A 13,756-nucleotide genomic window follows, 5' to 3' on the forward strand; every position below is an offset into this window, starting at 1 on the left:
ACTGGAAATAAGGTTAAGTTAATAAGGGCGCACGGTGGATGCCTTGGCACTAGAAGCCGAAGAAGGACGTGACTAACGACGAAATGCTTTGGGGAGCTGTAAGTAAGCGCTGATCCAGAGATGTCCGAATGGGGGAACCCGGCATGTAATGCATGTCATCCATGACTGTTAAGGTCATGAGAAGGAAGACGCAGTGAACTGAAACATCTAAGTAGCTGCAGGAAGAGAAAGCAAACGCGATTGCCTTAGTAGCGGCGAGCGAAACGGCAGGAGGGCAAACCGAGGAGTTTACTCCTCGGGGTTGTAGGACTGCGAAGTGGGACATAAAGTTAATAGAAGAATTACCTGGGAAGGTAAGCCAAAGAGAGTAACAGCCTCGTATTTAAAATTGACTTTAGCCCTAGCAGTATCCTGAGTACGGCGAGACACGCGAAATCTCGTCGGAATCTGGGAGGACCATCTCCCAACCCTAAATACTCTCTAGTGACCGATAGTGAACCAGTACCGTGAGGGAAAGGTGAAAAGCACCCCGGGAGGGGAGTGAAATAGAACCTGAAACCGTGTGCCTACAACAAGTTCGAGCCCGTTAATGGGTGAGAGCGTGCCTTTTGTAGAATGAACCGGCGAGTTACGATATGATGCGAGGTTAAGTTGAAGAGACGGAGCCGTAGGGAAACCGAGTCTTAATAGGGCGTCATAGTATCATGTTGTAGACCCGAAACCATGTGACCTACCCATGAGCAGGTTGAAGGTGTGGTAAAACGCACTGGAGGACCGAACCAGGGCACGTTGAAAAGTGCTTGGATGACTTGTGGGTAGCGGAGAAATTCCAAACGAACTTGGAGATAGCTGGTTCTCTCCGAAATAGCTTTAGGGCTAGCGTCGATGTTAAGTCTCTTGGAGGTAGAGCACTGTTTGGGTGAGGGGTCCATCCCGGATTACCAATCTCAGATAAACTCCGAATGCCAAGTAGATATAATCGGCAGTCAGACTGCGAGTGCTAAGATCCGTAGTCGAAAGGGAAACAGCCCAGACCACCAGCTAAGGTCCCAAAATAATTGTTAAGTGGAAAAGGATGTGGGGTTGCACAGACAACTAGGATGTTAGCTTAGAAGCAGCTATTCATTCAAAGAGTGCGTAATAGCTCACTAGTCGAGTGACCCTGCGCCGAAAATGTACCGGGGCTAAAACAATTTACCGAAGCTGTGGATCCCTTAGGGGATGGTAGGAGAGCGTTCTATGTGTGAAGAAGGTATACCGTGAGGAGTGCTGGAACGCATAGAAGTGAGAATGCCGGTATGAGTAGCGCAAGACAGGTGAGAATCCTGTCCACCGTAAGACTAAGGTTTCCAGGGGAAGGCTCGTCCGCCCTGGGTTAGTCGGGACCTAAGGAGAGACCGAAGGGTGTATCCGATGGCCAACAGGTTGATATTCCTGTACTAGTATGTATAGTGATGGAGGGACGCAGAAGGCTAACTAAAGCGTGCGACTGGAAGTGCACGTCTAAGCAGTGAGGTGTGAGATGAGTAAAATGCTTATCTCTATAACATTGAGCTGTGATGGGGAGCGAAAATAAGTAGCGAAGTTAGTGATGTCACACTGCCAAGAAAAGCTTCTAGCGTTTAAATACATACTACCCGTACCGCAAACCGACACAGGTAGTCGAGGCGAGTAGCCTCAGGTGATCGAGAGAACTCTCGTTAAGGAACTCGGCAAAATGACCCCGTAACTTCGGGAGAAGGGGTGCTGTCAGCGATGACAGCCGCAGTGAATAGGCCCAAGCAACTGTTTATCAAAAACACAGCTCTCTGCTAAATCGTAAGATGATGTATAGGGGGTGACGCCTGCCCGGTGCTGGAAGGTTAAGAGGAGTGCTTAGCGTAAGCGAAGGTATGAATTGAAGCCCCAGTAAACGGCGGCCGTAACTATAACGGTCCTAAGGTAGCGAAATTCCTTGTCGGGTAAGTTCCGACCCGCACGAAAGGCGTAATGATTTGGGCACTGTCTCAACGAGAGACTCGGTGAAATTTTAGTACCTGTGAAGATGCAGGTTACCCGCGACAGGACGGAAAGACCCCATGGAGCTTTACTACAGTTTGATATTGAGTATCTGTACCACATGTACAGGATAGGTAGGAGCCATCGAGAACGGGACGCCAGTTTCGTTTGAGGCGTTGTTGGGATACTACCCTTGTGTTATGGCTACTCTAACCCGGATAGGTGATCCCTATCGGAGACAGTGTCTGACGGGCAGTTTGACTGGGGCGGTCGCCTCCTAAAAGGTAACGGAGGCGCCCAAAGGTTCCCTCAGAATGGTTGGAAATCATTCGCAGAGTGTAAAGGTATAAGGGAGCTTGACTGCGAGAGCAACAACTCGAGCAGGGACGAAAGTCGGGCTTAGTGATCCGGTGGTTCCGCATGGAAGGGCCATCGCTCAACGGATAAAAGCTACCCTGGGGATAACAGGCTTATCTCCCCCAAGAGTTCACATCGACGGGGAGGTTTGGCACCTCGATGTCGGCTCGTCGCATCCTGGGGCTGTAGTCGGTCCCAAGGGTTGGGCTGTTCGCCCATTAAAGCGGCACGCGAGCTGGGTTCAGAACGTCGTGAGACAGTTCGGTCCCTATCCGTCGCGGGCGTAGGAAATTTGAGAGGATCTGCTCCTAGTACGAGAGGACCAGAGTGGACTTACCGCTGGTGTACCAGTTGTCTTGCCAAAGGCATCGCTGGGTAGCTATGTAGGGAAGGGATAAGCGCTGAAAGCATCTAAGTGCGAAGCCCCCCTCAAGATGAGATTTCCCATGATTTTATATCAGTAAGAGCCCTGAGAGATGATCAGGTAGATAGGTTAGAAGTGGAAGTGTAGTGATACATGTAGCGGACTAATACTAATAGCTCGAGGACTTATCCGAAAAAGATAAAAAGTTTATTGACAATGAGGTCAACTTCTTGATAAGATATAGATATTCAATTTTGAGTGGGTTAGCTTAAGTAATGAGAACGTAAAGAAATCTGTAAGAAAATAGGAAACAGACGCTGTGTCGCAAGACACAAGGAAGTTTATCTTTTTCACTAAGATTTTAGTTCGAATACAATTAGAGACCAACCGAAAAGTTAAGTGACGATAGCCTAGGAGATACACCTGTACCCATGCCGAACACAGTAGTTAAGCCCTAGAACGCCTGAAGTAGTTGGGGGTTGCCCCCTGTTAGATACGGAAGTTGCTTAGCTTAGGAACACTCAATGGGAGTTTAGCTCAGCTGGGAGAGCATCTGCCTTACAAGCAGAGGGTCAGCGGTTCGATCCCGTTAACTCCCATAGTATTAAAAAGATACAGGTCCCGTAGTGTAGCGGTTATCACGTCGCCCTGTCACGGCGAAGATCGCGGGTTCGATTCCCGTCGGGACCGTTTTGAAAGTTCAGTGGACTTTTAAAAAAATAGCGGATGTAAGGAAAGCTTATATCTCACGTAAAATGACAAGACTCGTTAGCTCAGTTGGTAGAGCAATTGACTTTTAATCAATGGGTCACTGGTTCGAGCCCAGTACGGGTCATAGAGGCGGGTTTGGCGGAATTGGCAGACGCACCAGATTTAGGATCTGGCGCTTAACGGCGTGGGGGTTCAAGTCCCTTAACCCGCATAAAAAATCAGCCGGCTTAGCTCAGTTGGTAGAGCATCTGATTTGTAATCAGAGGGTCGCGTGTTCAAGTCATGTAGCCGGCATAACTAAAAAGTTGCGAACGTAGTTCAGTGGTAGAACACCACCTTGCCAAGGTGGGGGTCGCGGGTTCGAATCCCGTCGTTCGCTTTAGAAAGGCCGGGGTGGCGGAACTGGCAGACGCACAGGACTTAAAATCCTGCGATGGTTAACATCGTACCGGTTCGATTCCGGTCCTCGGCATTAATAATTAAATAAGTAGCACCCTTAGCTCAACTGGATAGAGTACCTGACTACGAATCAGGCGGTTAGAGGTTCGACTCCTCTAGGGTGCATCATTTCGGGAAGTAGCTCAGCTTGGTAGAGTACTTGGTTTGGGACCAAGGTGTCGCAGGTTCGAATCCTGTCTTCCCGATGTTTATTATATAAAATAATAAACCAAAGACCTTTGAGAACTGAATAAGACAAAGAAACCAAACGTGAGGGTGATATGTTAGCGCATATTACCTGTCAATTAAGAAACACAATAAATCTGTCAGCGACAGAAACGAACGAGTAAGTTCAAACTAAAATGAGAGTTTGATCCTGGCTCAGGACGAACGCTGGCGGCGTGCCTAATACATGCAAGTAGAACGCTGAGGACTGGTGCTTGCACTGGTCTAAGGAGTTGCGAACGGGTGAGTAACGCGTAGGTAACCTACCTCATAGCGGGGGATAACTATTGGAAACGATAGCTAATACCGCATGACAATAGGGTACACATGTACCCTATTTAAAAGGGGCAAATGCTTCACTATGAGATGGACCTGCGTTGTATTAGCTAGTTGGTAAGGTAACGGCTTACCAAGGCGACGATACATAGCCGACCTGAGAGGGTGATCGGCCACACTGGGACTGAGACACGGCCCAGACTCCTACGGGAGGCAGCAGTAGGGAATCTTCGGCAATGGGGGGAACCCTGACCGAGCAACGCCGCGTGAGTGAAGAAGGTTTTCGGATCGTAAAGCTCTGTTGTTAGAGAAGAACGGTAATGGGAGTGGAAAATCCATTACGTGACGGTAACTAACCAGAAAGGGACGGCTAACTACGTGCCAGCAGCCGCGGTAATACGTAGGTCCCGAGCGTTGTCCGGATTTATTGGGCGTAAAGCGAGCGCAGGCGGTTTGATAAGTCTGAAGTTAAAGGCTGTGGCTTAACCATAGTTCGCTTTGGAAACTGTCAAACTTGAGTGCAGAAGGGGAGAGTGGAATTCCATGTGTAGCGGTGAAATGCGTAGATATATGGAGGAACACCGGTGGCGAAAGCGGCTCTCTGGTCTGTAACTGACGCTGAGGCTCGAAAGCGTGGGGAGCAAACAGGATTAGATACCCTGGTAGTCCACGCCGTAAACGATGAGTGCTAGGTGTTAGGCCCTTTCCGGGGCTTAGTGCCGGAGCTAACGCATTAAGCACTCCGCCTGGGGAGTACGACCGCAAGGTTGAAACTCAAAGGAATTGACGGGGGCCCGCACAAGCGGTGGAGCATGTGGTTTAATTCGAAGCAACGCGAAGAACCTTACCAGGTCTTGACATCCCGATGCCCGCTCTAGAGATAGAGCTTTACTTCGGTACATCGGTGACAGGTGGTGCATGGTTGTCGTCAGCTCGTGTCGTGAGATGTTGGGTTAAGTCCCGCAACGAGCGCAACCCCTATTGTTAGTTGCCATCATTAAGTTGGGCACTCTAGCGAGACTGCCGGTAATAAACCGGAGGAAGGTGGGGATGACGTCAAATCATCATGCCCCTTATGACCTGGGCTACACACGTGCTACAATGGTTGGTACAACGAGTCGCAAGCCGGTGACGGCAAGCTAATCTCTTAAAGCCAATCTCAGTTCGGATTGTAGGCTGCAACTCGCCTACATGAAGTCGGAATCGCTAGTAATCGCGGATCAGCACGCCGCGGTGAATACGTTCCCGGGCCTTGTACACACCGCCCGTCACACCACGAGAGTTTGTAACACCCGAAGTCGGTGAGGTAACCTTTTAGGAGCCAGCCGCCTAAGGTGGGATAGATGATTGGGGTGAAGTCGTAACAAGGTAGCCGTATCGGAAGGTGCGGCTGGATCACCTCCTTTCTAAGGATAAGGAACACGTTGGTTAAGTCTTATTTAGTTTTGAGAGGTCTTGCAAGACGCAGAGACAAACTGTGGGGCCTTAGCTCAGCTGGGAGAGCGCCTGCTTTGCACGCAGGAGGTCAGCGGTTCGATCCCGCTAGGCTCCATAGGATACAGTTCAACTGACCTTAATAGAAGTGAAGTTTCATTGTATCTTAGTATAGTCCATTGAAAATTGAATATCTATATCAAATTCCACGATCATGAAAATGATTGTAGAAAAGTAACAAGAAATAAACCGAAAAAAAGATAAACGCGAACATATTAAAAAAAATCAAGAAGGTCTAAGGACTGGAAATAAGGTTAAGTTAATAAGGGCGCACGGTGGATGCCTTGGCACTAGAAGCCGAAGAAGGACGTGACTAACGACGAAATGCTTTGGGGAGCTGTAAGTAAGCGCTGATCCAGAGATGTCCGAATGGGGGAACCCGGCATGTAATGCATGTCATCCATGACTGTTAAGGTCATGAGAAGGAAGACGCAGTGAACTGAAACATCTAAGTAGCTGCAGGAAGAGAAAGCAAACGCGATTGCCTTAGTAGCGGCGAGCGAAACGGCAGGAGGGCAAACCGAGGAGTTTACTCCTCGGGGTTGTAGGACTGCGAAGTGGGACATAAAGTTAATAGAAGAATTACCTGGGAAGGTAAGCCAAAGAGAGTAACAGCCTCGTATTTAAAATTGACTTTAGCCCTAGCAGTATCCTGAGTACGGCGAGACACGCGAAATCTCGTCGGAATCTGGGAGGACCATCTCCCAACCCTAAATACTCTCTAGTGACCGATAGTGAACCAGTACCGTGAGGGAAAGGTGAAAAGCACCCCGGGAGGGGAGTGAAATAGAACCTGAAACCGTGTGCCTACAACAAGTTCGAGCCCGTTAATGGGTGAGAGCGTGCCTTTTGTAGAATGAACCGGCGAGTTACGATATGATGCGAGGTTAAGTTGAAGAGACGGAGCCGTAGGGAAACCGAGTCTTAATAGGGCGTCATAGTATCATGTTGTAGACCCGAAACCATGTGACCTACCCATGAGCAGGTTGAAGGTGTGGTAAAACGCACTGGAGGACCGAACCAGGGCACGTTGAAAAGTGCTTGGATGACTTGTGGGTAGCGGAGAAATTCCAAACGAACTTGGAGATAGCTGGTTCTCTCCGAAATAGCTTTAGGGCTAGCGTCGATGTTAAGTCTCTTGGAGGTAGAGCACTGTTTGGGTGAGGGGTCCATCCCGGATTACCAATCTCAGATAAACTCCGAATGCCAAGTAGATATAATCGGCAGTCAGACTGCGAGTGCTAAGATCCGTAGTCGAAAGGGAAACAGCCCAGACCACCAGCTAAGGTCCCAAAATAATTGTTAAGTGGAAAAGGATGTGGGGTTGCACAGACAACTAGGATGTTAGCTTAGAAGCAGCTATTCATTCAAAGAGTGCGTAATAGCTCACTAGTCGAGTGACCCTGCGCCGAAAATGTACCGGGGCTAAAACAATTTACCGAAGCTGTGGATCCCTTAGGGGATGGTAGGAGAGCGTTCTATGTGTGAAGAAGGTATACCGTGAGGAGTGCTGGAACGCATAGAAGTGAGAATGCCGGTATGAGTAGCGCAAGACAGGTGAGAATCCTGTCCACCGTAAGACTAAGGTTTCCAGGGGAAGGCTCGTCCGCCCTGGGTTAGTCGGGACCTAAGGAGAGACCGAAGGGTGTATCCGATGGCCAACAGGTTGATATTCCTGTACTAGTATGTATAGTGATGGAGGGACGCAGAAGGCTAACTAAAGCGTGCGACTGGAAGTGCACGTCTAAGCAGTGAGGTGTGAGATGAGTAAAATGCTTATCTCTATAACATTGAGCTGTGATGGGGAGCGAAAATAAGTAGCGAAGTTAGTGATGTCACACTGCCAAGAAAAGCTTCTAGCGTTTAAATACATACTACCCGTACCGCAAACCGACACAGGTAGTCGAGGCGAGTAGCCTCAGGTGATCGAGAGAACTCTCGTTAAGGAACTCGGCAAAATGACCCCGTAACTTCGGGAGAAGGGGTGCTGTCAGCGATGACAGCCGCAGTGAATAGGCCCAAGCAACTGTTTATCAAAAACACAGCTCTCTGCTAAATCGTAAGATGATGTATAGGGGGTGACGCCTGCCCGGTGCTGGAAGGTTAAGAGGAGTGCTTAGCGTAAGCGAAGGTATGAATTGAAGCCCCAGTAAACGGCGGCCGTAACTATAACGGTCCTAAGGTAGCGAAATTCCTTGTCGGGTAAGTTCCGACCCGCACGAAAGGCGTAATGATTTGGGCACTGTCTCAACGAGAGACTCGGTGAAATTTTAGTACCTGTGAAGATGCAGGTTACCCGCGACAGGACGGAAAGACCCCATGGAGCTTTACTGCAGTTTGATATTGAGTATCTGTACCACATGTACAGGATAGGTAGGAGCCATCGAGAACGGGACGCCAGTTTCGTTTGAGGCGTTGTTGGGATACTACCCTTGTGTTATGGCTACTCTAACCCGGATAGGTGATCCCTATCGGAGACAGTGTCTGACGGGCAGTTTGACTGGGGCGGTCGCCTCCTAAAAGGTAACGGAGGCGCCCAAAGGTTCCCTCAGAATGGTTGGAAATCATTCGCAGAGTGTAAAGGTATAAGGGAGCTTGACTGCGAGAGCAACAACTCGAGCAGGGACGAAAGTCGGGCTTAGTGATCCGGTGGTTCCGCATGGAAGGGCCATCGCTCAACGGATAAAAGCTACCCTGGGGATAACAGGCTTATCTCCCCCAAGAGTTCACATCGACGGGGAGGTTTGGCACCTCGATGTCGGCTCGTCGCATCCTGGGGCTGTAGTCGGTCCCAAGGGTTGGGCTGTTCGCCCATTAAAGCGGCACGCGAGCTGGGTTCAGAACGTCGTGAGACAGTTCGGTCCCTATCCGTCGCGGGCGTAGGAAATTTGAGAGGATCTGCTCCTAGTACGAGAGGACCAGAGTGGACTTACCGCTGGTGTACCAGTTGTCTTGCCAAAGGCATCGCTGGGTAGCTATGTAGGGAAGGGATAAGCGCTGAAAGCATCTAAGTGCGAAGCCCCCCTCAAGATGAGATTTCCCATGATTTTATATCAGTAAGAGCCCTGAGAGATGATCAGGTAGATAGGTTAGAAGTGGAAGTGTAGTGATACATGTAGCGGACTAATACTAATAGCTCGAGGACTTATCCGAAAAAGATAAAAAGTTTATTGACAATGAGGTCAACTTCTTGATAAGATATAGATATTCAATTTTGAGTGGGTTAGCTTAAGTAATGAGAACGTAAAGAAATCTGTAAGAAAATAGGAAACAGACGCTGTGTCGCAAGACACAAGGAAGTTTATCTTTTTCACTAAGATTTTAGTTCGAATACAATTAGAGACCAACCGAAAAGTTAAGTGACGATAGCCTAGGAGATACACCTGTACCCATGCCGAACACAGTAGTTAAGCCCTAGAACGCCTGAAGTAGTTGGGGGTTGCCCCCTGTTAGATACGGAAGTTGCTTAGCTTAGGAACACTCAATGGGAGTTTAGCTCAGCTGGGAGAGCATCTGCCTTACAAGCAGAGGGTCAGCGGTTCGATCCCGTTAACTCCCATAGTATTAAAAAGATACAGGTCCCGTAGTGTAGCGGTTATCACGTCGCCCTGTCACGGCGAAGATCGCGGGTTCGATTCCCGTCGGGACCGTTTTGAAAGTTCAGTGGACTTTTAAAAAAATAGCGGATGTAAGGAAAGCTTATATCTCACGTAAAATGACAAGACTCGTTAGCTCAGTTGGTAGAGCAATTGACTTTTAATCAATGGGTCACTGGTTCGAGCCCAGTACGGGTCATAGAGGCGGGTTTGGCGGAATTGGCAGACGCACCAGATTTAGGATCTGGCGCTTAACGGCGTGGGGGTTCAAGTCCCTTAACCCGCATAAAAAATCAGCCGGCTTAGCTCAGTTGGTAGAGCATCTGATTTGTAATCAGAGGGTCGCGTGTTCAAGTCATGTAGCCGGCATAACTAAAAAGTTGCGAACGTAGTTCAGTGGTAGAACACCACCTTGCCAAGGTGGGGGTCGCGGGTTCGAATCCCGTCGTTCGCTTTAGAAAGGCCGGGGTGGCGGAACTGGCAGACGCACAGGACTTAAAATCCTGCGATGGTTAACATCGTACCGGTTCGATTCCGGTCCTCGGCATTAATAATTAAATAAGTAGCACCCTTAGCTCAACTGGATAGAGTACCTGACTACGAATCAGGCGGTTAGAGGTTCGACTCCTCTAGGGTGCATCATTTCGGGAAGTAGCTCAGCTTGGTAGAGTACTTGGTTTGGGACCAAGGTGTCGCAGGTTCGAATCCTGTCTTCCCGATTTATGGCGGTGTAGCTCAGCTGGCTAGAGCGTTCGGTTCATACCCGAAAGGTCGGGGGTTCGATCCCCTTCGCCGCTATTTATTTTTGATATGGATGACTTTGGACCTTTAGCTCAACTGGTTAGAGCACTCGGCTCATAACCGAGCGGTCGTAGGTTCGAGTCCTACAAGGTCCATATTTCGGAGGATTACCCAAGTCCGGCTGAAGGGAACGGTCTTGAAAACCGTCAGGCGTGTAAAAGCGTGCGTGGGTTCGAATCCCACATCCTCCTTTAATATTATCGCGGGATGGAGCAGCTAGGTAGCTCGTCGGGCTCATAACCCGAAGGTCGTAGGTTCAAATCCTGCTCCCGCAATTAACAAATAGTTTGTCTCATGGCTCGGTAGCTCAGTTGGTAGAGCAATGGATTGAAGCTCCATGTGTCGGCGGTTCGATTCCGTCTCGCGCCATTTTAAATTTTGCGGGTGTAGTTTAGTGGTAAAACTACAGCCTTCCAAGCTGTTGTCGCGAGTTCGATTCTCGTCACCCGCTTTATAGTTTTACCAAGCTATTATTTTTAGCTTGGGCGCGTAGCTCAGGTGGTTAGAGCGCACGCCTGATAAGCGTGAGGTCGGTGGTTCGAGTCCACTCGTGCCCATTAAAATGGAGAATTACTCAAGAGGCTGAAGAGGACGGTTTGCTAAATCGTTAGGTCGGGTAACTGGCGCAAGGGTTCGAATCCCTTATTCTCCGTATTGATAAACGATAATATCTTTGATGATATTTCGTTTTTTTTTTTTTCTTTTGTGAGGCTATTCTTTATGTATAATAATAAATTTTCTAAATTTTTTTTCTGGCTTTTTATGGTATTAATTTTTTCTCTTATGATTTCTTTCACATTTAACCAGACAGTTTCTCCTTATTTGTCGAGAAGTTCAAATTTTTTTATTTCTAAAGTTGATTATATTATCTCTCGACCCTTTTTAGTTGTTAATGATTGTATTGATCATTCTCAGAATCTTTTTAAGGCATACTTTGAAAATAAGGAATTAAAGAGAAAATTGAAAGAATCTGATAGCTTTTCATCTGAATTGAAATTCTATAAATCAGAAAATAAAAAGTTAAAAGAACTTTTGAAGGTAACTTCACCAATTCAGAAATCAATTATTGGGCATTTAATGGTTAGAACACCTAGAAGCTGGGCTGACTCAATAATAGTTTCATATCCTAGTTCATCATTTATTAATGAAAATACATTAGTGACCTCTAATGATTCACTTATTGGGAAAGTATCAGATAGTCGTGGAAATAGTTCACGTATTGATTTACTAACTAGTGGCAAAAATTTTGATTTACCAATAAAAATTGAAGATAAACAAGGAACGATATATGGTAACTTAAAATCATATCATTCTGATAGACAATTAATGGAATCTTCTGAATTTAATTCTAATCAGATGGTTACTATTGGAGCAAAAGTTTTTACCAGTGGTTTGGATGGTGAAACGGCTACTGACATTTCTATTGGTACAGTTGCTAAAATTGAAAATTCCGAAGATAAGTTGAAAAGAAAAATTTATATTCATTTAGATGGAAAATTTGATGATATTAGCTATGTCTACATGATTGGGAAAGAGTAAGGAATGAGAAAACGTTTTATATTTTATCTTTTATTGTCAATTCCTCTTTTATTAACTGATGCACATTTTTCAGAGCTATTGTATGAATTTTCGTTTTCACATTTTATGGTAACGTCTTATCTGTTTGTCACGATACTTTTTTTATTCTGTCAGAGCGAATACTCACAATGGTCTTTTGCATATGCTATTATTTTTGGAACAATCTATGATTATTATTATTTTTCTTTTTTAGGCATAACTGTTTTGAGCTTACCTTTGTTTTCTTTGACTGCTTTTGGTTTTAAAAAAATATTTAGTAAAAATCTTTCGGTTTTTCAGGAAAGTCTGCTTTATACAATTTGTTTATTTATTTATGTTATTGTAACGTTTCTTCTTCTACGAAATCATCAATTTATCAACCTTTCACTTTCTTTCTTCATTACATATCATTTTTTACCTTCTTTATTTTTTAATTTGGGAATTTTTGTAATATTCCATAAACAATTGCATCGCTTTTTTTATTGATTATTACATATAACTGTAACAATTGCGTAATGTTACTTGCTTTATTTTCTGGTAGAATATAAGATGTCTTATCGAAAAGGAGTAATTTTTTTAAAATGAAAAAGAGAATATTATCAGCCGTTCTTGTAAGTGGTGTGACCCTTGGAACAGCAACAACAGTTAATGCGGATAATTTTGATGCAAAAATCGCTGCACAGGATTCTATCATCTCAAATTTAACTGCAGAACAAGCTGCTGCACAATCTAAGGTAGATGCATTACAATCACAAATTGGATCATTACAAACTAAACAATCTGATTTAGAAGCAGAAAATACACAATTAGAAGCAAAATCAGCTAAATTAAGCGAGGAAATCCAATCACTTTCAAGCAAAATTGTTGCTCGCAAAGATGCATTAGAAAAACAAGCACGTAGTGCTCAAAAAGGAACTGCAACTTCAACATACATTAATACACTTTTAAATTCTAAATCAATTTCTGATGTTGTTAATCGTATTGTAGCAATTCGTGAAGTCGTTAGTGCTAATGCTAAAATGTTGAACCAACAAAAAGCAGATAAAGTATCTCTTGAAGAAAAACAAGCAGCTAACCAAGAAGCAATTAATACTGTAGCTTCAAATATGGAAACTCTTGCGGCAAATAAAGTTTCACTTGAAACACAACAAGCCGAATTAAAAGTTGCAAAATTAGACTTTGCAGCACAAATGGAAACTGCTGAAGAACAAAAAGCATCTCTTCTTGCGCAAAAAGAAGAAGCACAAAAAGAAGCAGAAGCCGCAGCACAAGCGCAAGCACAAGCAGAAGCCGCAGCAGAAGCCGCAGCACAAGCGCAAGCTGAATCAGTTGCTAAAGCACAAGCACAAGCCGCAGAAGTACAACAAGCACCTGCTGTTGCTACACCAGCTGCTACTGCTGTAGCAACACCTGCACCTGTAGCTCAAACGGCGCCACAAACAAGTTCTGTTGCAGCACCAGTGGCACAAACAGCAGCAACACCGGTTGCAGCAGCGCCAGTGGCGACACCAAGACCTTCATATAGTTCAGTAAATACATACCCAGTTGGTCAATGTACTTGGGGTGTTAAATCACTTGCTCCTTGGGTTGGAAATAACTGGGGTAATGGTGGACAATGGGCAGCTAGTGCAGCAGCAGCAGGTTTCTCTGTAGGTACAACTCCTGTAGTTGGTGCCGTTGCAGTTTGGACTGGTGGTGGTTATGGTCACGTTGCTTATGTAACTGCCGTTGAATCATCTACAAGAATCCGTGTAATGGAATCTAACTTTAATGGAAACCAATACATTGCTGATCACCGTGGTTGGTTTGATCCAACATCAACATACCAAGGCGCAGCAGTATATATTTATCCACGCTAATTAAAGTGACCAGCTTTGCTGGTCTTTTTTTATTTTAGTCTTGAATTCATTTGAAAAAATGCATAAAAAGGGTTAAAATG

General features: G+C 45.9%; 3 protein-coding genes, 27 tRNA genes and 5 rRNA genes. All 35 read left to right on the forward strand.

The window, feature by feature from the left end:
- Positions 1-11 precede the first annotated feature (11 nt).
- Positions 12-2,912 (forward strand): 23S ribosomal RNA (locus DQM95_RS00090).
- Between the two features lie 202 nt (positions 2,913-3,114).
- Positions 3,115-3,230 (forward strand): 5S ribosomal RNA (rrf, locus tag DQM95_RS00095).
- Positions 3,231-3,245: 15 nt separating this feature from the next.
- Positions 3,246-3,318 (forward strand) — tRNA-Val (locus DQM95_RS00100).
- A gap of 18 nt (positions 3,319-3,336) precedes the next feature.
- Positions 3,337-3,409, forward strand: a tRNA-Asp gene (locus tag DQM95_RS00105).
- Positions 3,410-3,481: 72 nt separating this feature from the next.
- A tRNA-Lys gene (locus tag DQM95_RS00110) sits at positions 3,482-3,554 on the forward strand.
- 5 nt (positions 3,555-3,559) lie between these two features.
- Positions 3,560-3,641 (forward strand) — tRNA-Leu (locus DQM95_RS00115).
- A gap of 10 nt (positions 3,642-3,651) precedes the next feature.
- Positions 3,652-3,724: transfer RNA gene (locus tag DQM95_RS00120), tRNA-Thr, on the forward strand.
- A 13-nt stretch (positions 3,725-3,737) separates the two neighbouring features.
- A tRNA-Gly gene (locus DQM95_RS00125) sits at positions 3,738-3,809 on the forward strand.
- A gap of 8 nt (positions 3,810-3,817) precedes the next feature.
- Positions 3,818-3,902: transfer RNA gene (locus DQM95_RS00130), tRNA-Leu, on the forward strand.
- A gap of 18 nt (positions 3,903-3,920) precedes the next feature.
- Positions 3,921-3,994, forward strand: a tRNA-Arg gene (locus tag DQM95_RS00135).
- A gap of 6 nt (positions 3,995-4,000) precedes the next feature.
- Positions 4,001-4,074 (forward strand) — tRNA-Pro (locus DQM95_RS00140).
- A 152-nt stretch (positions 4,075-4,226) separates the two neighbouring features.
- Positions 4,227-5,775 (forward strand): 16S ribosomal RNA (locus DQM95_RS00145).
- Positions 5,776-5,848: 73 nt separating this feature from the next.
- Positions 5,849-5,921: transfer RNA gene (locus DQM95_RS00150), tRNA-Ala, on the forward strand.
- Between the two features lie 194 nt (positions 5,922-6,115).
- Positions 6,116-9,016: ribosomal RNA gene (locus DQM95_RS00155) — 23S ribosomal RNA — on the forward strand.
- 202 nt (positions 9,017-9,218) lie between these two features.
- Positions 9,219-9,334 (forward strand): 5S ribosomal RNA (gene rrf, locus DQM95_RS00160).
- Together the 16S, 23S and 5S rRNA genes with 27 tRNA genes alongside form the textbook arrangement of a ribosomal RNA operon.
- A gap of 15 nt (positions 9,335-9,349) precedes the next feature.
- Positions 9,350-9,422 (forward strand) — tRNA-Val (locus tag DQM95_RS00165).
- An 18-nt stretch (positions 9,423-9,440) separates the two neighbouring features.
- A tRNA-Asp gene (locus DQM95_RS00170) sits at positions 9,441-9,513 on the forward strand.
- Between the two features lie 72 nt (positions 9,514-9,585).
- Positions 9,586-9,658, forward strand: a tRNA-Lys gene (locus DQM95_RS00175).
- 5 nt (positions 9,659-9,663) lie between these two features.
- Positions 9,664-9,745 (forward strand) — tRNA-Leu (locus tag DQM95_RS00180).
- 10 nt (positions 9,746-9,755) lie between these two features.
- Positions 9,756-9,828, forward strand: a tRNA-Thr gene (locus DQM95_RS00185).
- Between the two features lie 13 nt (positions 9,829-9,841).
- A tRNA-Gly gene (locus tag DQM95_RS00190) sits at positions 9,842-9,913 on the forward strand.
- Between the two features lie 8 nt (positions 9,914-9,921).
- Positions 9,922-10,006: transfer RNA gene (locus DQM95_RS00195), tRNA-Leu, on the forward strand.
- An 18-nt stretch (positions 10,007-10,024) separates the two neighbouring features.
- Positions 10,025-10,098 (forward strand) — tRNA-Arg (locus tag DQM95_RS00200).
- 6 nt (positions 10,099-10,104) lie between these two features.
- A tRNA-Pro gene (locus DQM95_RS00205) sits at positions 10,105-10,178 on the forward strand.
- Between the two features lie 5 nt (positions 10,179-10,183).
- Positions 10,184-10,257 (forward strand) — tRNA-Met (locus DQM95_RS00210).
- A gap of 24 nt (positions 10,258-10,281) precedes the next feature.
- Positions 10,282-10,355: transfer RNA gene (locus DQM95_RS00215), tRNA-Ile, on the forward strand.
- A gap of 6 nt (positions 10,356-10,361) precedes the next feature.
- A tRNA-Ser gene (locus tag DQM95_RS00220) sits at positions 10,362-10,451 on the forward strand.
- A 10-nt stretch (positions 10,452-10,461) separates the two neighbouring features.
- A tRNA-Met gene (locus tag DQM95_RS00225) sits at positions 10,462-10,535 on the forward strand.
- A gap of 21 nt (positions 10,536-10,556) precedes the next feature.
- A tRNA-Phe gene (locus DQM95_RS00230) sits at positions 10,557-10,629 on the forward strand.
- 11 nt (positions 10,630-10,640) lie between these two features.
- Positions 10,641-10,711: transfer RNA gene (locus DQM95_RS00235), tRNA-Gly, on the forward strand.
- Between the two features lie 32 nt (positions 10,712-10,743).
- Positions 10,744-10,817, forward strand: a tRNA-Ile gene (locus DQM95_RS00240).
- 7 nt (positions 10,818-10,824) lie between these two features.
- A tRNA-Ser gene (locus tag DQM95_RS00245) sits at positions 10,825-10,912 on the forward strand.
- A gap of 68 nt (positions 10,913-10,980) precedes the next feature.
- Positions 10,981-11,799: a rod shape-determining protein MreC gene (mreC, locus tag DQM95_RS00250; RefSeq protein WP_037593556.1), complete on the forward strand. Its 819-nt coding sequence runs from the start codon at positions 10,981-10,983 to the stop codon at positions 11,797-11,799.
- 3 nt (positions 11,800-11,802) lie between these two features.
- Positions 11,803-12,303, forward strand: a complete 501-nt coding sequence (gene mreD, locus DQM95_RS10185) for a rod shape-determining protein MreD (RefSeq protein ID WP_012657588.1) — start codon at positions 11,803-11,805, stop codon at positions 12,301-12,303.
- 95 nt (positions 12,304-12,398) lie between these two features.
- Positions 12,399-13,676 carry a peptidoglycan hydrolase PcsB gene (gene pcsB, locus DQM95_RS00260; protein WP_037593558.1) on the forward strand — a complete coding sequence of 426 codons (1,278 nt, stop codon included), beginning with the start codon at positions 12,399-12,401 and terminating at the stop codon, positions 13,674-13,676.
- Positions 13,677-13,756: the final 80 nt, after the last annotated feature.

This window comes from Streptococcus uberis (genome assembly GCF_900475595.1).
Classification (GTDB): domain Bacteria; phylum Bacillota; class Bacilli; order Lactobacillales; family Streptococcaceae; genus Streptococcus; species Streptococcus uberis.

Excerpts from the sequence above, each read along its gene's own strand:
- mreC (WP_037593556.1), top strand. The coding sequence starts at position 10,981 with ATGTATAATAATAAATTTTCTAAATTTTTTTTCTGGCTTTTTATGGTA.
- mreD (WP_012657588.1), top strand. The coding sequence starts at position 11,803 with ATGAGAAAACGTTTTATATTTTATCTTTTATTGTCAATTCCTCTTTTA.
- pcsB (WP_037593558.1), top strand. The coding sequence starts at position 12,399 with ATGAAAAAGAGAATATTATCAGCCGTTCTTGTAAGTGGTGTGACCCTT.